General features: G+C 68.8%; 18 protein-coding genes. 11 read left to right on the top strand and 7 right to left on the bottom strand.

Features of this window, described 5'->3' with window-relative positions; translation table 11 throughout:
- Positions 1-29: 29 nt before the first annotated feature.
- From AB0P21_RS31365 to AB0P21_RS31355, 3 genes are read left to right on the top strand one after another with little or no spacing between them, the layout of a single operon-like run.
- Positions 30-2261, top strand: coding sequence for an NB-ARC domain-containing protein (locus AB0P21_RS31365; protein ID WP_363701145.1), 2232 nt, complete (start codon positions 30-32; stop codon positions 2259-2261).
- A 33-nt stretch (positions 2262-2294) separates the two neighbouring features.
- Positions 2295-2813: a hypothetical protein gene (locus tag AB0P21_RS31360; protein ID WP_363701143.1), complete on the top strand. Its 519-nt coding sequence runs from the start codon at positions 2295-2297 to the stop codon at positions 2811-2813.
- A gap of 41 nt (positions 2814-2854) precedes the next feature.
- Entirely contained in the window at positions 2855-3679 is an 825-nt protein-coding gene (locus AB0P21_RS31355) for a class I SAM-dependent methyltransferase (RefSeq protein WP_363701142.1), read from the top strand.
- Between the two features lie 6 nt (positions 3680-3685).
- Here AB0P21_RS31355 and AB0P21_RS31350 read toward each other — a convergent pair whose 3' ends face one another.
- Together AB0P21_RS31350 and AB0P21_RS31345 are read right to left on the bottom strand one after the other, a co-directional pair.
- Complete coding sequence (locus AB0P21_RS31350; protein ID WP_363701140.1) at positions 3686-3829, bottom strand: hypothetical protein; 144 nt, start codon at positions 3827-3829, stop codon at positions 3686-3688.
- Between the two features lie 79 nt (positions 3830-3908).
- Entirely contained in the window at positions 3909-4418 is a 510-nt protein-coding gene (locus tag AB0P21_RS31345; RefSeq protein ID WP_363701138.1) for a CbrC family protein, read from the bottom strand.
- Between the two features lie 75 nt (positions 4419-4493).
- Between AB0P21_RS31345 and AB0P21_RS31340 the strand changes: the two genes are divergently transcribed.
- The gene (locus AB0P21_RS31340) at positions 4494-5351 is read left to right on the top strand and encodes a DNA-formamidopyrimidine glycosylase family protein (protein ID WP_363701275.1); all 858 of its coding nucleotides are present in this window, start codon (positions 4494-4496) and stop codon (positions 5349-5351) included.
- 10 nt (positions 5352-5361) lie between these two features.
- Here the strand turns inward: AB0P21_RS31340 and AB0P21_RS31335 are convergent, their stop codons facing one another.
- Positions 5362-6342 (bottom strand): hypothetical protein, encoded by a 981-nt coding sequence (locus AB0P21_RS31335; RefSeq protein WP_363701136.1) that lies wholly within the window; start codon positions 6340-6342, stop codon positions 5362-5364.
- Between the two features lie 148 nt (positions 6343-6490).
- On the opposite strand from AB0P21_RS31335, the gene AB0P21_RS31330 reads away from it, so the two are divergent.
- The 4 genes from AB0P21_RS31330 to AB0P21_RS31315 all read left to right on the top strand — a co-directional run bounded on the left by AB0P21_RS31330 (position 6491) and on the right by AB0P21_RS31315 (position 11986).
- A complete protein-coding gene (locus AB0P21_RS31330; RefSeq protein WP_363701134.1) occupies positions 6491-6808 on the top strand; it encodes a rhodanese-like domain-containing protein in 318 nt (105 codons plus the stop codon).
- 148 nt (positions 6809-6956) lie between these two features.
- Complete coding sequence (locus tag AB0P21_RS31325) at positions 6957-10388, top strand: phosphodiester glycosidase family protein (protein ID WP_363701132.1); 3432 nt, start codon at positions 6957-6959, stop codon at positions 10386-10388.
- Between the two features lie 51 nt (positions 10389-10439).
- Entirely contained in the window at positions 10440-11072 is a 633-nt protein-coding gene (locus tag AB0P21_RS31320) for a flavin reductase family protein (protein WP_363701130.1), read from the top strand.
- Entirely contained in the window at positions 11069-11986 is a 918-nt protein-coding gene (locus tag AB0P21_RS31315; protein WP_363701128.1) for an LD-carboxypeptidase, read from the top strand. The genes AB0P21_RS31320 and AB0P21_RS31315 overlap by 4 nt, the downstream gene beginning before the upstream one ends.
- Here the strand turns inward: AB0P21_RS31315 and AB0P21_RS31310 are convergent.
- Genes AB0P21_RS31310 through AB0P21_RS31300 form a run of 3 tightly spaced genes read right to left on the bottom strand, consistent with a single transcriptional unit; the run spans position 11979 to position 17377 of the window.
- On the bottom strand, positions 11979-13781 hold the full coding sequence (locus AB0P21_RS31310) for a S9 family peptidase (protein ID WP_363701126.1): 1803 nt from the start codon (positions 13779-13781) through the stop codon (positions 11979-11981). The genes AB0P21_RS31315 and AB0P21_RS31310 overlap by 8 nt on opposite strands.
- 57 nt (positions 13782-13838) lie before the next feature.
- On the bottom strand, positions 13839-15617 hold the full coding sequence (locus AB0P21_RS31305; RefSeq protein ID WP_363701124.1) for an ABC transporter ATP-binding protein: 1779 nt from the start codon (positions 15615-15617) through the stop codon (positions 13839-13841).
- Positions 15614-17377 carry an ABC transporter ATP-binding protein gene (locus AB0P21_RS31300; protein ID WP_363701122.1) on the bottom strand — a complete coding sequence of 588 codons (1764 nt, stop codon included), beginning with the start codon at positions 17375-17377 and terminating at the stop codon, positions 15614-15616. Before AB0P21_RS31300 ends, AB0P21_RS31305 begins: the two co-directional genes overlap by 4 nt.
- Positions 17378-17605: 228 nt before the next feature.
- On the opposite strand from AB0P21_RS31300, the gene AB0P21_RS31295 reads away from it, so the two are divergent.
- On the top strand, positions 17606-18580 hold the full coding sequence (locus AB0P21_RS31295; RefSeq protein WP_363701120.1) for a winged helix-turn-helix domain-containing protein: 975 nt from the start codon (positions 17606-17608) through the stop codon (positions 18578-18580).
- Positions 18581-18583: 3 nt separating this feature from the next.
- Here AB0P21_RS31295 and AB0P21_RS31290 read toward each other — a convergent pair whose 3' ends face one another.
- Positions 18584-19612: a (p)ppGpp synthetase gene (locus AB0P21_RS31290; protein WP_363701118.1), complete on the bottom strand. Its 1029-nt coding sequence runs from the start codon at positions 19610-19612 to the stop codon at positions 18584-18586.
- 166 nt (positions 19613-19778) lie between these two features.
- On the opposite strand from AB0P21_RS31290, the gene AB0P21_RS31285 reads away from it, so the two are divergent.
- Entirely contained in the window at positions 19779-20972 is a 1194-nt protein-coding gene (locus AB0P21_RS31285; protein WP_363701116.1) for an ATP-binding protein, read from the top strand.
- Between the two features lie 101 nt (positions 20973-21073).
- Positions 21074-21904 carry a DUF3152 domain-containing protein gene (locus tag AB0P21_RS31280; protein WP_363701114.1) on the top strand — a complete coding sequence of 277 codons (831 nt, stop codon included), beginning with the start codon at positions 21074-21076 and terminating at the stop codon, positions 21902-21904.
- Positions 21905-21963: the final 59 nt, after the last annotated feature.

The following is a 21963-nucleotide window of genomic DNA, read 5'->3' as shown; positions in this document are numbered from 1 at the left end:
GAGACTGTCCATCGGGGCGAGGTGAGGGAATGGACAGCTCAGCCCTGGTAGCGCTCGGCGCCGCCATGCTGCGCTACCGGTTGGCCCGGGGGTTGTCGCTGCGGCAGCTTGCTGGGCGGCTCGGCATGCAGGGGCACGGTGGGTTGTCGGACTACGAGAAGGGGCGTCGGCTGGCGCCGGCTGATCTGATCGAGCGGTACGAGGTCCAGCTGCGGATCACCGACGGGGAGCTTCGCGCGCTGCACGCGGCGGCGCTGGCGGAACGCGCGGTGCAGAAGACGAACGAGCAGGTGGTGCCTGGGCTTGGTGATGTGGCGCCGGCGATTGCTGAGTTACCGGCAGCGCCACCGGACTTCCAAGGCCGCGGGGCCGAGCTGGCGAGTGTGCTGGCGGCTGCGGCCGACTGCTTGGCCGGGAGTGGTCCGATCACCGTGGTGGTTGCAGGACAGCCCGGCGCAGGCAAGACGACCCTCGCGGTGCGTGCAGCGACCCAGGCCTTCGCATTGGGGCTGCGGGACGCGCAGTTCTTCGTGGAGCTCGGGGCGACTGAGCCTCAAGTGGTACTGCACCGCCTGCTGCGCGCCCTGGGAGTACCGGACGCGCAGTTGCCGCCGGACGTGAGTGGAGCGGCAGCGATGTTCAGATCGCGGTTGGCCGGGCGGCGCTGCGTGCTGGTGTTGGACAACGCTCGCGATGAGGCGCAGGTGCGAGCACTGCTGCCAGGAGCGGGACCAGTGCTCGTCGTCGTCACCAGCAGGAAGAGGCTGACCGGCCTGGCAGGAGCTAGGCGGGTAGACCTTGCAGAGTTGGCAGAGGACGACGCACGCGCCTTACTGACCGACATAGTCGGCACTGAGCGCGCAGCGGCTGAGCCGGAGGCTGCAGCGGAGGTGGTAGCGGCCTGCGGGAGGCTGCCATTGGCAGTGCGGATCGCCGGCAATCGCCTGGCCGGCTGGCCCGACTGGTCGATCGCCCACCTTGCTGAGTTGCTGCGCGACGAGCAGGGGAGGCTGGGGCGACTCACTGCGGGCGACCTGGCTGTGCGGAGCGCTTTCGCCTTGTCCTACAGGGAGATCTCGCCAATCGCCGGACGGTTGTTCCGGCGACTGGCACTCGCGCCTGGCGACGACTTCGAAGTACAGGCGGCTACTGCGTTGCTAGGTGAGCCAGCAGAGGCGGCGCTGGAGGCATTGGCTGGTGCGAGTCTCATTGGACTCGCAGTGACGCCGGGCCGCTATCGCATGCACGATCTGCTTCGCCTCTACGCGTCCGAGCTGCTCCAGGAAGAGGGGCAGCGCTGCGAGGCCGAGAAAGCCTTATTTGGTTGGCTGTTCGGGCAGGCGAGGCTAGCGGCCGCTGCGCTCGCGCCCGAGGCTCCGGAGTACCCGGGTGGTCGCACTGCTGCCTTGGCGTGGCTCGATGCCGAGGCGAGTGCACTGCTGGGCGCAGTACGGCGTACTGGTGAGCGTGTTGACGGAGAGCTCGACCCGTTGTTCAGCGACCTCACCCAACGCATCCCCTGGTACTACGACCTGCGCTGCCGCTGGTCCGACATGGTGGAGGTCGCCCAGCACGCCTGCGTCGTCGCGGATCGGTCAGGTGACGTGGCGGCGCGTGCCTTCGCCTACAGCATGCTTGGGCTCGGGCAGCTCGGCCAGCACCAGTACCGCGCGGCGCTAGTCTCCTGCGAGCTCGGATTAGCCGATGCAAGAGCAGCAGGACTAGCGGCCGAGGAGGCGGAACTGTTTGGCCGACTGGGACTCGCCTATGAAGGCCTCGGCCGGTACTCCGAGGCTGAGGCGCGCCACGCCGACCACGCCGAGCAGTGCAGGGTGCTCGGCGACAAATGGGGAGAGGCCGCCGCGATCGGCAGGAGGTCGCACGCGCTGCGCATGCTCGGCAAGCACAGTGAGGCGGCCGCCTGTCTCCGCCTGGCCCTGAAGATGCGCTCCGACCTTGGCGACGAGCGTGGAGTGGCAATGGCGGAGTACCGCTTCAGTGCTCTCCGGAACGACCAGGGGAACTACGACGAGGCGCTGCAGCGAGGGCGGCGGGCCCTGGCCGTCTTCGAGGCCCACGACGACCAGTGGGGCATCGCTGTCGTCCACTATGAGCTAGGCCGCTCGCTGGCCGGCCTCAACCGCCTCCGCGAGGCCGCTGCCGCCTATCGGACCGCAGTAGTCCGCCTCGATCAGGTTGGCGAGTGGCAGCGCCTGGCAGAGGCTTCCGCGGCCCTCGCTGACGCCCAGGCCAGGGCCTAGCAGAGATCCATACCATACGGTATGGTCTGGTCCATGGCGCAGCAGCTTCCGTGGATCTGGCAGGCGACCGCCGACGAGGTGGCCGCGGAGTACGCGTGCGATCGGTTCATTACCGGACCCACTGTCGGTTGCTGGCGAGCTGCCGACTCGACCGCAAGCGCTGAACGCCTGTTCCGCTGGCTCTGCCAGCTGCGGGTCGCGCCGTACAGCTACGACCTGGTGGACAACTTCGGCAAGGCCAGTCCGCGCACACTGACGGCCGACGTCGACCAACTGGAGCTCGGCCAGACCTTCATGACCATCTTCGAGCTGGCCGACTTCGTGCCCGGCGAACAGCTGACCCTGAGGATCGCCGATCGGCGGGCGCTCGGACTCTTCGGCGACGTCGCCGTCACCTATCTCGCGGCGACGGCGCCCGCCGGGTCGCGGCTGGTCGTCAAGCTCGCGCTCCCGGCGCGAGGCAACGCAGTACGCCGGACCGTGCTCGCCTGGGGCGACCTGCTGATGATGCGCAAACAGGTCCTCGAGCTGACTCGCCTGGCGGCCGGATAACCCCGAGACGACGCGCCACAGGCTGTGTCACAGTCTGAGCCATGCACGACTACCGCACGGTGAACCGGGCCAGCTGGGACGAACGAGTGCCGGCGCACGCCGCCTCGCCCGACTACATGCTGCAGAGGTTCGTCGACGACCCGGAGTTCCTGAGTCAGGTCGTCCAGTTCGACGTGCCGCGGCTGGGCGACATCAGCGGTCTGCGCGGGGTGCATCTGCAGTGCCACATCGGCACCGACACGATCTCGCTCGCCCGGCTCGGCGCCAGGATGAGCGGCCTGGACTTCTCCGGGCCGGCGGTGGCTCAGGCGCAGAAGTTCGCCGATGAGCTCGGGCACGACGTCGACTTCCACCAGGCCGATGTGTACGACGCGGTCGGGGTGCTCGGCGGGGCGCAGTACGACCTGGTGTTCACCGGGATCGGCGCGCTCGGCTGGCTGCCGAGCATCGAGCGCTGGGCCGCGGTCGTGGCGGGACTACTGAAGCCGGGCGGCCGGTTGTTCATCCGCGAGGGCCACCCGATGCTGTGGTCGCTCGGCGTCTCCAAGACGAGTGGCGAGATCGTGCTCGAGGCCCCGTACTTCGAGACCGAGGCGCCCCAGGTCTGGGACGAGGGTGGCACCTATGTCGAGACCGAGGTGGAGTTCAACCACAACGTGACCCACGAGTGGAACCACGGGCTCGGCGAGATCTTCACGGCGCTGCAGAAGGCCGGCCTGGAGGTCACCCACCTGGAGGAACACGACAGTGCCCCGTGGATGCCGCTGGCCGGCCACATGACCCGCGACGAGCAGGGCGAGTGGCGCCTCACGGATCAACCGGAGCGTCTCCCCGCCACCTACACCCTGCAAGCGCGGCGTCGTTAGGGCCTCTTAGTGGGCGCTCCGGCGCTGCTGCAGCTTCTGGAACAGCTCCTTGGCCTTGCGCTGGTTCTCCGGCTTGCTGGCCTCACGCTGCGCGACCTGCAGCAGCTTGGCGACGACAGCACCCTTGACCAGTGACTTCACGAAACCCATCGGGGGCCTCCTTCTTCTCTCTTACGAAGGTAGCGGTACCCACAACCATTCCCCATGGGTGATCACCCGCAGTAGACCCTCAGACGTGGTCGCAGTACGCCAGGTGAGCGCCGCAGTGCCGGCACTGGAACAGGTAGCCGGTCGACTCACCGGTGGCGGACAGGGCGCGGAGGTAGGTGTCGCTGACACCGCGCTGGACCATCTCCAGCGCCTCGGGGATGGCCAGCAGCTCCTCGTAGCCCACCTTGCCCAGGTACGCCGCCGCGTCGGCGCAGTGGAACATCCAGTGCTCCTGCTGCCACCCGCTGAACCCAGGGGTCCGGGTCAGTACTTCGGTGAGCACAGCCCGGGGCACGTCGTCCGGCACGTCCGCCACATCGGTGAACTCGGCCTCGAAGAGAGTCGCAGCCGAGCCGTCCGCGATGCACCACAGACAGAGCTCCTCGACCACTTCCTCGGCGCTGTAGACCGGCCCGGTGTAGATGAATCCCCGCTGCCGCCCACAGCACCGGCAGGGGGCGTTGCCGGTGATCACCTCGCCGGTGGCCACCGGATCCGGGTGGTAGCGAAACGTCGGTACGTCGGTCACACCCTGACCCTGGCCGACCGGCGTACGGCGTGCAAGTCACTCGGCACTGTCCGTGCCATGAGGCACACTGGGAACGTGCCCGAGTTGCCGGAGGTGGAGTCGCTGGCGGGGTTCCTGCGGGAACGTGCCGTCGAGCGGGCGTTCGTACGTGCCGACATCACCGCGATCAGCGCGCTGAAGACCTACGACCCACCGATCTCGTCGCTGGTCGGCCTGCTGATCGACGACGTGCAACGGCACGGCAAGTTCATCGACATCTCCGCGCAGGGCGTCCACCTGATCATCCACCTGGCCCGCGCCGGCTGGCTGCGCTGGCGCGAGGAGCAGTCCACCGGGCTGGTCCGCCCCGGCAAGGGCCCGATCGCCTGCCGGGTGGTGCTGGACGACGGCTCCGGCTTCGACCTGACCGAGGCCGGCACCCAGAAGAAGCTCGCCGTGTACGTCGTTCGCGACCCGGCCGAGGTGCCCGGCATCGCGAAGCTCGGTCCGGACCCGTTCACGCTGACCGTCGAGCAGTTCGGCGACATCCTGAAGGCGGCCGGCCGGGTCCAGCTCAAGGGCGTGCTGCGCAACCAGTCGGTGATCGCCGGGATCGGCAACGCGTACTCCGACGAGATCCTGCACGTGGCGAGGATGAGCCCGTTCAAACCGGCTTCGAACCTGTCCGCCGACGAGCTGCAGCAGCTCTTCGACGCGATGCACGACACCCTGCGCGACGCGGTCACCCGCTCGGCCGGCCTCGCGGTCCAGGACCTCAAGTCGGAGAAGAAGAGCGGGATGCGGGTGCACGGCCGGAAGGGCCAGAAGTGCCCGATCTGCGGTGACCTCGTCCGCGAGGTCAGCTTCGCCGACTCGTCCCTGCAGTACTGCGCGACCTGTCAGACAGGCGGCAAGCCGTTGGCCGACCGCCGCCTGTCCAAGCTGCTCAAGTAGCTCAGCTAGCTCAGGTCATCTGGTTGAACATGTCCAGCACCTCGGAGTTGAACGGGGTGGCCAGCAGGATCTGCGGACCACTGGTGGTCCGCCGGGACGTCGCGGCGAAGATGTAGCCGAGGTCCTGGTTGATCCGGTCCTTCAACCACGGGCCGCCGCTGGCGCCGCCGTTCATGTTGCAGCCGAGCGCGGCGTCGGTCGAGCCGTAGGCGTAGGTGCCGCCGTCGCAGTAGTACGGGACCTCACCGTTGAACGGCGCCTCGGCCGGCCAGCCCCAGATCCGGGTGTTGCCCTGGTCCCGGCTGTTGTTGATCGCCAGGCCGTTGCCGCCGACCGCGTCGATCAGGTTGCGGCCGTTGCGCTGCTGGAACGAGACGAAGGCCTGGTCGTAGCTGAAGTTGCTGTTGTTGATCCAGGCGTTGAAGGTCCGGGCGGTGTTCCAGTTCCACAGTCCGGCGCCGGACTGGCCGTTGTAGTACGACGGCGCGAAGACGATGTTCGCGTGCCAGCCGGCCCCTTGGCCGCCGTGCACGCAGTGGCCGGCGGTGACGATCAGGTTCTTGTAGTTGTTGTTGACCGCGGCGCCGGAGCAGACGTAGTTGGCGCCGTTCTTGGTGAAGAAGATCTTGCCGGCGGTGGTCGGCACCGGGTCGTTGAGCGGTGCCCGGCCCTGCGGCGCGACCGGGTGCGAGGCGACGCTCGGCGGTCCGGTCGGCCGTTGCGCGGCGGGAGCCTTGGCGTCACCGGGCAGGTCGGCCGGGATCGCGGTGCGAAGCTTCTCGGCGGTCCAGTAGCCGGTCGCCTCGAGCGCGCCGGCCGGCGCCTTCGATGGCAACGCGGGAGCGGTGACCGAAGAGGACGCGCCGGCGTTGGCGGCGGGTGTGTCGGTCGGAGTGGCCGCGACGGCCTGTGAGGTGGCCGCGGCGGCGAACAGCAGACCGGCGACGGTCAGCTGGAGCGATCTTTTTCCGGGCAGGACGAAATGGCGCATGGTGGCTCCTTGAATGGGCGGGAAGAGTCACTGCGTGATCACTGACAGTAGAAATGAAACGTTCCCAGAGTGCAAGGGATCGACAAATGAACGTCAGAGACCGGGACCGCCGGGTGTGCCGGCCGGCCGAGGCTGCGATGATCGAGCCATGACTCCGGAGATTCCCGCAGTGGTGGTTGCTGACGTCGATGACGCACTGCTCGCCGAAGCGTTCGTGCTCGATGTTCGCGAGCCGGACGAGTGGGCCCGCGGGCACATCGAGAACGCGGTGCACATCCCGCTCGGCCAGCTGCAGGAGCGGGTCGGCGAGGTGCCGCTCGGCCAGAAGGTGCTGTGCGTCTGCGCGGTCGGCGGCCGGTCCTCGATGGCGACCCAGTTCCTCGCGTCGCAGGGCCGGGACGCGATCAACCTGGACGGCGGCATGCAGGCCTGGGAGAGCGCCGGACGCCCGGTCGCCCTCGACTGAATCTGGCAATAATCTTCCGGTTGCCGATCAAAGACGTTACTTTGTCACCGATCGGTTGACCGGCGTACACCTACGCCTCACACGGCGGTAGGTCCCACGGCGTCGGATGGCCATGTCACGTCATGTCCGCCCGCGTCGAGGAGCCCCTGTGTCCAGGCATGCCCCGTTCCGCCGTACTGCGATCAGCGTCGTGCTGGGCGGCCTGCTGGCCGGCTCCGCCCTGAATTCAGCCGCTGCCACTCCTTGGCCGGGCCCGGACCAGCCGCCGGTCGAGGCGCAGCGGCACTCGTCCAGCGCCTCCGACATCGCCGATGTCGCGATCGCGCCGGCCGGTGAGGGGCTGGTGACCAGTCGGCAGGACAGCCCGGTCGCGCCCGGGGTCGGCTACACGGCGTTCGAGCGACTCGACGCGCGTGGCTGGTTGCGCGGTGACTTCCTGGTGGCCGACCTGGACAAGCACGGCGTGACCGTCGACTACGTGAACACCGGCAAGGTCTCGGGTGGCCAGCCGCTCAGTCAGCAGCTCGCCCGCAAGGGCGCGATCGCGGGCGTCAACGGCGACTTCTTCGACATCAACGACACCACCGCGCCGCTGGGCGTCGGGATCGAGCGGAACGGTCGCCTGATCAACGCGCCGGCCGCCGGCCACAACGACACCGCGGTGATCGGCAAGGACGGCCTCGGCCGGATCGCCCAGGTCTTCCTGCAGGGCACGGCCACCGACGACGACGCCACCAAGCTCGACCTGACCAACCTCAACTCGCCGGGCGTCAACGCCAACGGCATCGGTCTCTACACGCCCGAGTGGGGCGAGGCTGCCCGCACCAGGACCGTGGACGGCGTACCGGCTGTCCGTGAGGTGCTCCTCCGTGACGGGGTCGTCGTCTCCTCGGCCACCACCCCCGGTACGACGCCGCTGGCGGCCAACGAACTGGCTCTGATCGGCCGCGACACGGGCGCGACGGCGCTCGCCGCATTCGAGACCGGCGACAAGGTCGAGGTCCAGTACGGCCCGCGCGCCGACGCCGTGGACGCGGCCGTCGCGATCAGCGGAAACGTCCAGCTGGCCCGCGACGGGAAGGTGCCGGACGACGTACCGGATGCCGATCTGGCGCCGCGGACCGCGGTCGGGTTCACCGCGAACGGCCGCCGGATGGTGCTGCTCACGGTCGACGGTCGCGCGACCGGCTCGCGGGGGTTGTCGCTGAAGGAGATGGGGCAGCTGATGATCGGCCTCGGCGCCGACGACGTGCTGAACCTCGACGGTGGCGGCTCGTCCACGATGCTCGCCCGCTCCCCGGGCGAGGCCGCGCCCGGGATCGTCAACGACCCGTCGGACGGGGGCGAGCGGCTGGTCCCGAACGGCCTGGGACTCCTTCCAGTCAAGGGATCCGGCAAACTCAAGGGCTTCCAGCTCGAAGCAGCCGGTACTGCGGCCGAGGAAGCCGACACGGACATCTCCAAGAGCTCCCGCGTCCTGACCGGCCTCAGTCGCGTGCTGACCGCCCGCGGCCACGACGAGACCTACGCACCAGCCACCGGTACGCCGTACTGGTCGGCCGGCAGCAACGCCAGCGTCTCCAAGGGCGTCGTCACCGGTCGCCGTGCAGGCGACGTGATCATCACTGCGTCCAACGGTTCAGCCCGCGGCCGCTTCCCGATGACAGTCCTCGGTACGCCGATCCGCCTGGCGCCGTCGACCCGACAGGTGTCGGTGCCCGACGCGACCACCAAGGGTTTCTTCACTGTCAACGGCTACGACGCGGACGGCTTCTCCACCTGGATCGAGCCACGTGACGTCAAACTGAGCTACAACAGCAAGCTCGTCACAGTGGTTGCGCGAGGCAACGGATTCGACGTGACGGCGGTCGGCGCCGCGGCGGTGGCGACGGTCGTCACGGCCAAGGTGGGGTCGCTCACCACCCAGCTCAGCGTGACGGCCGGCCTGACCAGCCAGATCGTGGACGAGGTGGACGACCCGGCCCGCTGGCTGGCGAACGCAGTACCGGCCGGTGCCGCGACGGCATCGCGATCGGTTGCCGAGGGCCATGACGGCGGCCAGGCGATCGCGCTCGACTACTCCTTAACCGGCAGCACCGCCACCCGGGCGGCGTACCTGGCGCAGACTCCGCAGCAGACGCTGCCCGGGCAACCGCAGAAGCTCGGCGCCTGGGTGTTCGGCGACGGCAAGGGCGCCTGGCTGCGCGCGAACGCGTACGACGGCGCGGGTGGTTCGGCGCAGACGCTCAACTTGGCGGCGGCGGTCGACTGGACCGGCTGGAAGTACGTCGAGGCGGACATCCCGCCGGGCCTGACGATGCCGCTGCGGTTCTGGCGGATCTACGTGGTCGAGACGGTGCCGACCCGGCAGTACTCCGGCCGCATCGTGATCGACGACCTGACCGTGCGCGGCGCGCCGCCGGTCACGGTCGCGCCGCCGGCCAAGGTGATCGACCCGATGGTCGTCACGGACGGTACTGCGACGGGTGGCGGCCGCTGGAAGTTCGCCGTCATGTCGGATGCGCAGTTCACCGCCGACGACCCGAACTCGGATTTCGTGAAGCAGGCTCGCCGGACGATTCGCGAGGCACTCGCGCAGCAGCCGGACTTCCTGGTGATCAACGGTGACTTCGTGGATCGCGGGTTCGACCGGGACATCGCGCTGGCCAAGCAGATCATCGACGAGGAGGTCGGGGGCAAGGTGCCGGTGCACTACGTGCCGGGCAACCACGAGAGCTACGGGCCGGGTGACCTGTCCGAGTGGACGAAGGTGTTCGGCGCTCCGACCAGCACGTTCGACCACAAGGGCACCCGGTTCATCCTGCGTGACTCGTCGCTGGGGTCGCTGCGGGCCGGTGGGTTCGCGCAGATCCTCGACCTCAAGCAGCAGCTCGACGATGCCCGCGGCAACCGGTCGATCCGCAACGTGGTGGTGATGGCGCATCACCCGATCGACGACCCGTCGCCGACGCAGAACTCGCAGCTCGGCGATCGCAAGGAGGCGGAGCTGCTGGTGCGTTGGCTTGCGGACTTCCGCGCGTCGACCGGCAAGGGCGCGGCGTACATGGCTGCGCACGCCGGTACGTTCGCGGCGACTCGGACTGACGGAGTACTGCTGCCGATCACTGGCAACTCCGGCAAGGGGCCGGCGGCTGCTCCCGACGCCGGTGGGTTCACCGGGTGGGCGCTGGTCGGTATCGACCCCAATGCGCGGGAGGCGGCGGCCGGTGAGCGTCACTGGTCGGCCCCGGAACGCTCCTGGTTCCAGGTCGAGCTGCGGGCACACGTCGACAGTCTGGAGCTCGTTGCTCCGGCGTCGCTCAAGCTGGGCAACACCGGGCCGGTGGCGGCGACCGTAGTACAGGAGAGTCGTCGGGTGCCGGTGTCGTTCCCAGTGTCGGCCGACTGGTCCGGATCGTCCCTCCTGCACATCGGCCCGATCCGTACTGCGCCCTTCTGGGCCGTGGCCTCCTACGACCCGGCTACTGGCCTCATCACCGGTCTGCGACCCGGCACGGTCCAGCTGACCGTCACCGTCAACGGCACCACCAAAACCACCCCTGTGCGGATCTACTGGTAGCCCCCTCACACGATCGCGAGCGTCGACGTTCTATCGAACGTGAAGCGAATCGTGGAACCCAAAGTCCTGTACTTCGGTACGCCGGTGGTGTTGATCAGCTCCCGCAATCCCGACGGGACGACCAATCTCGGCCCGATGTCGTCGGCCTGGTGGCTGCATCGATCGGCGATGCTCGGGATGGCCGTCGGGTCGCAGACCGTGCAGAACCTGATGGAGCGGCCGGAGTGCGTGCTCAACCTGGTCGAGCCGGCCATGGTCGCCGCGCTCGACCGGATCGCGTTGCTGACCGGGTCCCGGGAGATGTCGGACGCCAAGCGGGCGCGGGGGTATCGGTACGAGCCGGACAAGTTCGCGGCGGCCGGGTTGACCAGGTCGCCGGGCAGCGCGGGAGTGGACGCGGTCGAGGAGAGCCCGATCAACCTCGAAGGGCGGATCGAGGCGATCCACCAGATCGGCGGCGCGGACTCGACGCTGCGGGCGCTGGAGATGTCGGTGCAGCGGGTGCAGGTGCGCGACGACCTGTTGATGAACGACGACCGCTATATCGACCCGCTGCGCTGGGACCCGTTGATCATGAAGTTCACCGAGTACTTCTCCGGCGGCGTACCGGCGTACGAGTCGTCGCTGGCCCGCGGCTGGCAGATGCCGCCGCTCCGAACCGGTGAGCTAGCGTCTGGTGCATGACTGAGGTGAGGCGGCCGGAGCGGCTGCGGGCTGGGGATCGGATCGCCGTCGTCGCACCGGCCGGGCCGCTCGACGCCGAGCGGCTCGAGCTGGGTACCAAGTACCTGCTGGACTGGGGTATCGAGGTCGAGGTGATGCCGTCCGCGCTGGCCCGCGACGAGCGACTGCCCTATCTCGCAGGGGACGACCGGGCGCGCGCCGCCGACCTTCGTGCGGCCTGGCTGGACCCGTCGTTCAAGGCGGTCTTCGCAGGGCGCGGCGGGTACGGCGTACAGCGGTTGCTGCAGCACCTCGACGTCGAGGAGCTTGCCCCGGTCACCAAGATCCTGGTCGGCTTCAGTGACATCACCGCGCTCCATGAAGTCTTCAATGCTCGCGGACTGGTCACAGTGCACAGCCCGATGGCGGCCGGGATCGGGCAGCTGCGGGTGCAGGAGTCGCATGACCGACTGCGGGACCTGCTGTTCGCTCCCGAGACTGTTGAGGACCTGCTGGCTCCCACCGGTGCCCGGACCGTCGTAGCCGGTACTGCGGAAGGCCGGCTGCTCGGGGGCAACCTGGCGCTCCTGGCCACCAGCCTGGGCAGCCCGACCTTCGCTAAGCCGGCCGGGATCGTGTTGCTGGAGGATGTCGGCGAGGAGGGCTACCGCGTCGACCGGATGCTTACCCAGCTGCTCAGGTCGGGCTGGTTCGACCAGATCACCGGGCTGGTGATCGGTGACTTCAGCGAAGCGGGTGACCGGGAGTTGGTGGCCGACGTGATCCGGGAACGCCTCGAGCCGCTCGGGCTGCCGATGGTCGAGGGCGCCGCGATCGGCCACGAGGACCTCAACCTCGCAGTACCGCTGGGGCTTCCGGTGGTGCTGGACGCTGCGGCCGGGACACTCAAGCCGCAGCTGCCGGCGTTCAGTTAGCCAGGTGCTCCCGCAGGAAGGCGAAGGCCTGCGGGTAGGCGTCCAGCCGGTTGCTGCGCTTGGCCAGGCCGTGGCCCTCGTCGGGGTAGACCAGCAGCTGACATGGGACGTCCCGCTTGCTGAGCGCCTCGGCGATCTGCTCGGCCTCCGACAGCGGCACCCGTGGATCGTTCGCGCCGTGGATGACGAACAGCGGCGCCCGGATGTCGTCCACCCGGTTCAGCGGGCTCGCGGCTTCCAGGAACTCACGATCAGTCGCCAGTACGCCGTACTCCCGCTCGCGGACCACTCGCCGGTAGGCGGAGGTGTTCTCCAGGAACGTCACCAGCGAAGCGATCCCGACGATATCCACCCCGGCCGCCCAGCGTTCCGGCTGGAAGGCGAGACCCGCAAGCACCATGTAGCCGCCGTACGAGCCGCCCCACAGGGCAGCGCGCTGGGGGTCGACTCCGATCGACGGCAGCCAGTCGTGGATCGCGCCGAGGTCCTTCACGGAGTCGAGCCGCAGGTGCTTGTCGTCCAGCGAGTACCAGCGCTTCCCGTACGTCGCTGAGCCGCGCACGTTCGGCACGATGACCGTGTGGCCGGCCGCGGCCAGTGCGGTGACCATCGGACTCCAGATGCGCATCGCCGACATCTCCGGACCACCGTGCGCCCACACCACTGCCGAGCCGTCCCCACCGCCGATCGGCCGGTACACGAACACCGGGACCTGCTCACCGTCGAAGGAGGTGACCCGGTGGCTCTCGGGATGCGCAAGCCCCTCCGGGAGCGCAGTACTCGCGGGCGCCTGCACAGCGGTGACCTCACCGGTCGCCCGCGTGTACCGGAACACGGCCAGTGGGCTGACCGGCGAGCTGTGGTTGAGCAGCGCGTAGCTACCGTCGGACGACCACAGCGGATCGGGGGCGCCGTACTGCCGGGCAGCGCAACCACCGGTCGGCAGGTCGAGCTCCGCGACGAAGGATGCGTCTGCGAGCTTGTGCAGCGCCAGGGAGACGACACCGTCATCGGTGGTGCCCACCAGCAGGTGTTCGCCGTCAGGGCAGACCCACGCAGTCAGGTCGTGCTGGTCGTCGACCAGGAGATCGGCCCAGGACGCAGTACTGAGGTCGTAGCGGCGCAGGGCCATCCGGTCGCGGCCCTCGTCGGTGGCGACCACGAACGCGGAGGAGTCGGGCAACCACGACGGCCCCTCCTGGTACGTCGGATCGTCGTACGCCGTGAGCTCGGTGACGGTCTGGGCGATCGCGTCGACCAGCAGGAGCTGCACCGAGTTGCCGGGGCCACCTGCGAGGGCGACAACCACCCAGTGCTCGTCCGGCGACACGTGTGCCGTCGACAGGTAGCCGCCGCCGTCGTACAGGACGGTCTCGGTGCCACTGGCCAGGTCGCGCATCACCAGATCGAAGTCCACCTGGTTGCGGCGGTTGGTGGTGTAGAAGATCCTGCCGGGCTTGGCATCCACCAGGTGATGGAAATGGGCCAGGTCGAGCACGAGCGGGGTGAGCGCAGGCAGCCCGTCCGGCCCGCTCGTGTCGTCCAGGTCGAGTAGCGAGAGCTGCCCTCGCTCATCGCCACCCGTGTCGTGCTCCACCACCACCTGACGACTCCCAGGCACGAACCGCGCTGCCCGGGCTGAATCGCCCAGCGCAGTCAGCGCCCGCCAACTGCCATCGGCCGCCACCTCGTGAACCTGCCGGGTCCCGCTGCCGTCGTACGCAACGAGCAGACTGCCCGCCGGGTCGACGTCGAAGGCGATCACGGTCGGCAGCGAAATCAGTGTCGTCAGCACCCGCAAATCTTCACACGCAGGAGGAGGGGCAGGCTCGTCGAGCCTGCCCCTCCACTATCAGCGTTCGCCGTGCCAGGAGTGCCAGAGGGCCGCATACGGCCCGTCGGCGCCCACCAACTCGTCGTGGCCGCCCAGCTCGACGATCCGGCCGTCCTCGACCACGGCGATCACGTCCGCGTCGTGGGCGGTGTGCAGCCGGTGGGCGATCGCGACGACCGTCCTGCCTTCCAGTACTCCGGCCAGCGACCTCTCCAGGTGGCGGGCTGCTCGCGGGTCCATCAGGGAGGTCGCCTCGTCCAGCACCAGTGTGTGCGGGTCGGCCAGGACCAGTCGGGCCAGGGCGACCTGCTGTGCCTGTGCTGGGGTCAGCGAGACGCCGCCGGAGCCGACCTCGGTGTCGAGGCCGTGCTCGAAGCCGGCGACCCAGGCGTGCGCGTCGACGGCCCGCAGTGCCGTCCACAGCTCCGCGTCCGCTGCGGACGGCCGGGCCAGCCGCAGGTTGTCGCGGACGCTGCCGACGAACACGTGGTGCTCCTGGTTCACCAGCGCCACATGGCTGCGCACCTGCTCGGCTGACATCTTGTCCAGCGCTGCCCCGCCCAAGGTGATGTCACCCACGCGCGGTGAGTAGATGCCGGCCAGCAGTCGGCCGAGCGTCGATTTCCCTGCGCCAGAAGGGCCTACCAGCGCGACCCGGGCTCCGGGCTCGACAGTCAGCGTGACGCCGTGCAGCACGTCCCGCCCTTCCAGGTAACCGAAGCGGACCTCGTCGGCCAGGACAGTGCGGCCTTCCGGCTCGTCCTGCTGACCAGCGGCCTCCTCCTCGATCTCGCGCACGCCGACCAGCCGGGCCAGCGAGACCTGGGCCACCTGCAGTTCGTCGTACCAGCGGATCATCATGTTGACCGGCTCGACCAGCATCTGGATGTAGAGCGCACCGGTGGTCAGCGCGCCGACGGTGATCCACCCCTCGATCGCCAGCCCACCACCGATCACCAGTACTGCGGCCAGCGCGACCGTGTGGGTCATGTTGATCACCGGGAACAGGATCATCCGCAGGTAGAGCGTGTAGCGCTCCCAGGCGACCCACTGGCCGATCCGGGTGTCACCGAGCTTCACCCGACGGTTGCCGAGCCGGTGCGACTCGACAGTCCGCCCTGCGTCGACAGTCTCGGCCAGTGCCGAGGCGACGGCCGCATAGCCCGCTGCCTCCGACCGGTACGCCTTGGGCGCCCGGCGGAAGTACCAGCGGCCACCGATGATCAGGATCGGCGCAGCGATCACCACTGCCACCGCAAGCTCCGGCGCGGTGACGATCAAGGCACCGATCAGCAGCCCGGCCCAGATCACCGCGATGGTCAGCTGCGGCACCGCGTCGCGCATGGCATGCGAGAGGCGGTCGACGTCCGTGGTGATTCGGGACAGCAGGTCACCCGTCCCGGCGCGCTCCAGCACGCCCGGCGGCAGCGCGACTGCCCGGACCAGGAAGTCCTCACGCAGGTCGGCGAGCATCTCCTCACCCAGTACTGCGCCGCGCAGTCGGGTGAGCCGCACGAACACCGTCTGCACGGCCAGAGCGATGACGAAGCCCATCACCACGTACGGCAGGTCGACGTCCTTCTCACCCAGCGACAGCTTCTCCACGACGTTGCCGAGCAACCAGGGCCCGACCATGCCGCTCAGCGCCGCCACCGCGTTGACCAGGGTCAGCCAGCCGAAGGCACGCCGGTGCCTGCGGAACAGGGTCTTCAGGTAGGCCCGCACTGTCGCAGTACCGGCCACCGGCAGGCGAGCCGCCTCCTGCGGGGCTGCCGGGTCGTACTCCGGGGGCTTCACAACGACTCCTCGAGAGTTGGCTCTTCTTCACGGGTGACGACCGCGCGGTAGCGCGGATTGCTGTGCAGCAGCTCGTGATGGGTGCCGACGGCATCGACCTGGCCGTCCGGAACGAACACGACCCGCTCGGCCCGGTCCAGCATCAGCGGGCTCGAGGTGAACACCACGGTGGTCCGGCCCGAGCGGAGGAACCGCAGGCTGTCCGCGATCCGTGCCTCCGTGTGGGCGTCCACAGCGCTCGTCGGCTCGTCGAGCACCAGCACTGCCGGGTCGACGTACAGGGAACGGGCCAGTGCGACCCGCTGCCGCTGCCCACCGGACAGGGAGCGTCCACGCTCGGTCAGCACGGCCGCGGTGGCGTCCGTGCCGCCGTTGGGCAGCGACTGACGCAGTACGTCGAGAATGTCCGCGCACTGAGCCGCATCGAGCGCTGCCTCGACCGAGACACTCCCACTCGCCGGTACGTCGAACAGCTCGCGCACCGTGCCCGACAGGAGCACCGGGTCCTTGTCCTGCACCAGCACCGCAGTCCTGGCGGAGTACAGCGGGAGGTCGTCCAGTGCGACGCCACCCAGCAGGACCGACGGGTCCTCCAGCTCGGCCTCAGGGCTGTGGCCGCCAAGGCGATCCGCCAGCCGGCCACCGGCATCCGGGTCGCCGGAGACCACGGCAGTGAAGCTCCCGGCCGGGACGAGCAGGCCGGACTTCGGGTCGACCAGGTCGCCCTCCGGCACCGATGCCTCCGCCAGCCCCTTGCTGCCGTCCATCCGCTGCAGCGACAGCACCCGAGCAGCGCGTCGCGCCGACACCTTGGAGAAGATGAAGGCGCTCGCCGTCTCCTCGAACGTGTGCAGCGGAACCAGCATGAAGGTGATAAACCCGTACGTCGTGACGAGCTCACCGACGCTGATCCGGCCGTCGGTGACCATGCCGACGCCGAGCCAGACGATCAGCACCAGGAACAGCCCGAACAGCAGCACCTGGATCGCCGCGATCAGCGACCACATCCGGGCGCTGCGGACCGCACTGGACCGATATTCCTGCGAGGCGTCGCGGTAGCGGTCGAGGAAGAGCTGCTCGCCACCGATGCCACGCAGTACGCGCAGCCCGGCGACGGTGTCGGCGGCCAGCTCGGTGGCGCGGCCGCCCTTGGCCCGCTGCGCGTCGGCGCGACGCTCGGCCGGACCCATCAGCGGAATGATCGAGAAGGCCAGGATCGGTACTGCGATCAGCACCACCAGCCCGAGCTGCGGCTCGTAGAAGAGCAGCCCGACGACCACGGCGAAGCAGGTCAGCAGCGCGGCCGCGAACCGGCCGAGCACCTCGACGAACCAGCCGATCTTCTCCACGTCGCCGCTGCTCACGGCGACCACCTCACCGGCTGCGATCCGGCGGGTCAGCAACGAGCCCAGCTCGGCCGCCTTGCGGGAGAGCAACTGCTGCAGGCGTGACGCGGTACAGATCCAGTTGGTCACCACGGCGCGGTGGAAGAACGCGTCGGCACCCGCCTTGGCAGCGCCCATCACGAGCAGCAGCAGGCCGGCCAGGAACAGCTTGGTCCAGGACTTGTCGATGACGGCCTGGACGGCCATCCCGACCGCGACCGGGGCGGCAGCGATGCCACCGAAGTACAGGAGTCCCCAGCAGAGCGCCACGGCCTGACCACGCAGCTGCTGGTGTTCGAGCCAGAGAATGAGTCGGAGACCGGACCGGGTGTCTGGCACACCTGGGTCGGCGAACGGAATGAGGCGCAGCGACATGACGTCCCAAAGGAACTAGTGGGTTTGTTCGAGTGACCTGAGCAGGCGAATAGAGCCAGCGTAGGCGGGCCTGCCGACAGCCCGTCAAACCGTTTATCAGCCTGTGGGCAAGGGCTGTCCACGCGCATTCCGGGCCTTGGGAGAGGGTGTCCGCTGCCCGGCCCGGCCGTCGAAGTTGCTTGACAGACCGTTCCCGCTCGCCTTCGATCGGTAGTCGAAGGGGGCGAGATGCTGCGAGTGATCTTCACCGAAGCCGACCTCGACCAGGTCCGGGTCGCGACCGCCCCTGACCCGCTGTGGGAGATCGCGAACAGCCTCGACCGGCTGCAGACCCGCCGCGGCCGCTGGGCCTACGCGCCCTGGTACCGGGCCGCCAGTGAGACCCTGACCGACTCGGTACTGCGCAAGATGGTCGGCTCACTCCTAGTGCCACTCTTCCCGCGGGCGGCGTACTTCCCCGACTTCCTCACGCCGCCTGCCTCGCTGGACGGTCTGGACGCCGGCATCGACGCAGTACTGGCTACTCCGGCCGAGCGGGTGACCAGTGAGCTCAAGACGCTGGCGCTGGTTCACCAAGCACCTTCGTGGGCGCCGCGTCTCGCCGCCGGTGATCTGCGCACCGAACTCGAGGTCGGGCTGCGGACCTACCACCAGAAGCTGATCCAGCCGCATCACCAGCTGATCGAGAAGGAGTTGGCGGCAGACCGGGCGACCCGGGCGAGGGCGTTGAAGCGGGGCGGCGTCGACCGGCTGCTCAGTGGGTTCCAGCCGCTGATGCGGTGGCGGTCACCCGTGCTGGAGGTCAGGTATCCAGTCAACCGGACGATCCGCCTCGAAGGCCGCGGCCTGCAACTCATCCCGTCGTACTTCTGCTGGCACAACGCCGTGACGCTGGCCGACGCGGACCTCTCCCCAGTCCTCATCTACCCCGTACTGCGTGAGCTCGCGACCCCCAAGGCCGGTGAGCCAACCACCGCCGCGCTGCTCGGCAAGACCCGAGCTGCCGTACTGCGGGCTACCGCCGCCGGGCTCACCGCGGGCGAGATCGCAGCGCAGGTGGGAATCGGGGCGCCGACCACCAGCCACCACCTCACGGTGCTCCGCGACAGTGGGCTGATCACGACCCAGCGCGCGGAGAAGACGGTCTTGCACGTGCTGACCCCGCTGGGCGCGGCGCTGCTGCGTCAGCGACCCCGGAGCTGAGATTCAGCTTCTCTGCAAGCCTGCGCGGGCCAGCGCCTTCAGCCGGCCGCGCAGGATCTTCTGCCGGCGTTCCTCTTCAGGAAAGAGCTCCACGTACTCCGTCCCCTTCGCCGCCAGCAGGTCGTCGTCGAGCCGCCGAACCGTGCCGGCCGGGAACCGGTGCGTCATCGCCGCCTGCACCGCCTGGCTGTCGATGTCCTGCAGCAACTCGGTCAGCTGCTCCTCGGTGGTGACGCCGAGCTGCGCCAGGATGCCGAGAATCCACGCGTAGTGGTTCGTCTTGGCATGCGGCGCGTCGGGATAACGCCTGGTCAGGTAGGTGGTCAGCGTTGCCGTGGTCAGGTCCATCGGCTCCGCGTCGGGCTCGGCCGCGGCGAGTTCGCGGTACAGCTTGTCGATCTCGGCGAACTCGTTGTCGGCCAGCTCCATCAGCGCCGCCGCGAGCAGGAACCGTCGGTCGAACTCGGGTTTGCGGTCCGGCGGGATGTCCAGCTTGTAGCGGATGTCGTGCTCGAACTCGGCCCACGCGTGCTGGACCGCGGTACGGACCTGGATCTCCATCGTCAGGTTCTTCAGCACGGCGTACTCCGGCAGCTCGCGGCGGTGCGCGTTGAGCCGGACCAGGTAGTGCTTGCTGGCGTACCCGAAGGCGCCCTGCGCGCGGGTGTGCGCGCCCATGTCGGTGTGCTCGACGATCTCGAACTCCGACTCGATCACCTCGCAGACCCGGTCCACGGCCTCGACCAGGAAGGTGATGATCCGGGCGGCGACCAGGTCGGTGATCTGATCCAGCGGGTCGTCGTACTTCGGTTTGCCGGCGTCGTCGGGATGCGGTTTCGAGGCCTTCGCCAGGAACGACTCGGGGTCCTTGGCCCGGGCGGTGGCGGAGAGGTAGTTGATCCCCTCCTCCTCGCCGATCAGCTCGTTGATCAGCGCCTCGAGCTTGCGGGCGCCGCCGACGTACTGCTGGTGCGTGCGCTCGTACTGCGCAGCGGCCTGCACGGTCCAGACCTGCAACTCAGCCCCACCCATGCGCAGACCTTAGTGCGCCTGCTGGTTCCTAGGGAGCGCTAAGCGTGTCTAGCAGAATCTAGTGTTTTCGCTAGAGAAGGTAGGAAACTGACAGATCAGCGACACGCGATCAGGTTGGCTAGCGAAATCTAAGGAAAACGCTAGACAGGCTCATAGAGTGAAATGCATGGATCCGATCCGGAATCCCTATGCGCCCGGCGCCGGTCAGCGCCCGCCAGAGCTGGCCGGTCGCGACACCGAGGTGCGGCAGTTCGAGGTGGTGCTCGAACGTGTCGCGGCGGGACGGCCGGAGCGGAGCCTGGTGCTGTCCGGGCTGCGCGGGGTCGGCAAGACGGTGCTGCTCAACACGCTCCGCAGTCAGGCGATCAAACGTGCCTGGGGCACCGGCAAGATCGAGGCCCGGCCGGACCAGAGCATCCGGCTTCCGATCGCCCAGGCGCTGCACGCGGCGATGCGCGAGCTGGGCCACCGGCACCGTGACTCGGATCGGGTCGACGAGTTCAGCGCAGTACTGAAGGCGTTCGCGCTGTGCACCGGGCTGAACGATCGCAAGGGCATCCGCTGGCAACCCCCGGTCGACGTGGTCGCCGCGAAGGGCCGCGCCGACTCGGGCGACCTCGAGATGGACCTGATCGAGCTGTTCGCGGATGCCGCCGACCTGGCCGGCGACCTGTCGGTGGGAGTCGGGCTGTTCATCGACGAGATGCAGGACATCAGCGCCGACGACCTGTCAGCTCTCTGCGCCGCCTGTCACGAGATCTCCCAGCAGAGCGCCGCACTGGTCGTCGTCGGCGCCGGGCTGCCGCACCTGCCCGCAGTACTGTCTGCCAGCAAGTCGTACTCCGAACGACTCTTCCGCTACGTCCGCGTCGACCGGCTCTCCCGCGAGGCCTGCGACCGGGCCCTGATGATCCCGGCCGAGACCGAGGGCGTCGTCTTCGACGAGGAAGCCCTGGACGAGCTCTACGCCCAGACCGACGGCTACCCGTACTTCGTCCAGGCCTTCGCCCACGCCACCTGGGACCACGCCCCGACCAGCCCGATCACCATCAAGGACGTCGCCGTAGCCGCCCCCGAAGCCTCCGCCGAACTCACCGTCGGCTTCTTCGGCTCCCGCTACGAACGAGCCACCCCCGCCGAACGCGAGTACATGCGCGCAATGGCCGAACTGGGCATCAACGCCGACGACGGCGCGGTCCCCACCTCCGAGGTCGCCACCACCCTCAACCGCAAACCCCAGTCCCTCTCCCCGGCCCGCGACGGCCTGATCAAGAAGGGCCTGGTCTTCTCCGCCGAACGCGGCACCGTCGCCTTCACCGTCCCCCACTTCGGCAAGTTCCTCCGCACCCGCACGGGCTAGTAGCTGACGGCGCACAGCCGGTGCGGGAAGTTGCTCTTTCGTGATCTAAGGCTGAGTCGATAGGGTGGCGGTCTTATGTCCATCCGGCGGAAGTGCAGCGCATGAGCGGTCGCGCGCGCCGGAGTCGTGGTGGGCGGCACAGCAGGCGTAAGTCGTACAAGGCGCAGTGGTTCTCGGTGACCGCGCTGGCGGTGCTCGGGACGGTGATGGTGGTGCATCCCGATGCCACCCGGCAGACCAATCTGGCGGCCCAGTTCAGTGGGAGTGCGGTGGCGGCGAAGGAGCCGGCCAAGGCTCCGATCGTGGTGCCGACCCAGGTGCCGTCGCCCTCGCCGACCCTGACCCTGCCGTTGCGTCCGGCACCTACCTTGACCCGGCAGCCGAGGGGCTCCAAGCCGAACGTGACGGTCTCGACCGGTCGGCTGCACGTGGTACCCGGGTTCGCGAAGGCGAGCGGGGTGCGCGACAAGCTCACCTACCGGGTCGAGATCGAGGACGGGCTGTCGGTCAACGACGCGAAGATCGCGGCCACCATCCACCAGACGCTCACCGACCCGCGCGGCTGGCAGGCTTTGCACCCAGTCAGCTTCGAGCGGTCCGACAAGGCCGACGTCGATCTGCGCATCATCGTCGCGACGCCGACGCTCACCGACAAGCTCTGCCTGCCGCTCGACACCGGCGGCGAGGTCTCCTGCCGGGTCGAGAACCGGGTGGTGCTGAACGCCAAGCGCTGGACGTACGCCGTCCCCGCGTACGCCGGCAAGATCGACCTCTACCGCAGCTACCTGGTCAACCACGAGGTGGGGCACGCGCTCGGCCACGGTCACTCGACCTGCGTCAAGGCCAACACCCCGGCCCCGGTGATGATGCAGCAGACCAAGGGCCTGGGCGGCTGCAACGCCAACGCCTGGCCGACGATCAAAGCCACCTGAGGCCGCACTCGTGAGAGCCTGTCCGGAGACGGTCTGAGCGAGCGGGCGAGCGGGAGGGT

This window comes from Kribbella sp. NPDC056861 (assembly GCF_040687575.1).
Lineage (GTDB): Bacteria > Actinomycetota > Actinomycetes > Propionibacteriales > Kribbellaceae > Kribbella.
The sequence above is the reverse complement of the archived record's forward strand: the minus strand, read 5'-3'. Positions and strand labels throughout refer to the sequence as shown.

Coding starts and splice junctions, on each gene's coding strand:
- AB0P21_RS31365 (WP_363701145.1), top strand. CDS start 30: ATGGACAGCTCAGCCCTGGTAGCGCTCGGCGCCGCCATGCTGCGCTAC.
- AB0P21_RS31360 (WP_363701143.1), top strand. CDS start 2,295: ATGGCGCAGCAGCTTCCGTGGATCTGGCAGGCGACCGCCGACGAGGTG.
- AB0P21_RS31355 (WP_363701142.1), top strand. CDS start 2,855: ATGCACGACTACCGCACGGTGAACCGGGCCAGCTGGGACGAACGAGTG.
- AB0P21_RS31350 (WP_363701140.1), bottom strand. CDS start 3,829: ATGGGTTTCGTGAAGTCACTGGTCAAGGGTGCTGTCGTCGCCAAGCTG.
- AB0P21_RS31335 (WP_363701136.1), bottom strand. CDS start 6,342: ATGCGCCATTTCGTCCTGCCCGGAAAAAGATCGCTCCAGCTGACCGTC.
- AB0P21_RS31330 (WP_363701134.1), top strand. CDS start 6,491: ATGACTCCGGAGATTCCCGCAGTGGTGGTTGCTGACGTCGATGACGCA.
- AB0P21_RS31315 (WP_363701128.1), top strand. CDS start 11,069: ATGACTGAGGTGAGGCGGCCGGAGCGGCTGCGGGCTGGGGATCGGATC.
- AB0P21_RS31300 (WP_363701122.1), bottom strand. CDS start 17,377: ATGTCGCTGCGCCTCATTCCGTTCGCCGACCCAGGTGTGCCAGACACC.
- AB0P21_RS31295 (WP_363701120.1), top strand. CDS start 17,606: ATGCTGCGAGTGATCTTCACCGAAGCCGACCTCGACCAGGTCCGGGTC.
- AB0P21_RS31290 (WP_363701118.1), bottom strand. CDS start 19,612: ATGGGTGGGGCTGAGTTGCAGGTCTGGACCGTGCAGGCCGCTGCGCAG.
- AB0P21_RS31285 (WP_363701116.1), top strand. CDS start 19,779: ATGGATCCGATCCGGAATCCCTATGCGCCCGGCGCCGGTCAGCGCCCG.
- AB0P21_RS31280 (WP_363701114.1), top strand. CDS start 21,074: ATGAGCGGTCGCGCGCGCCGGAGTCGTGGTGGGCGGCACAGCAGGCGT.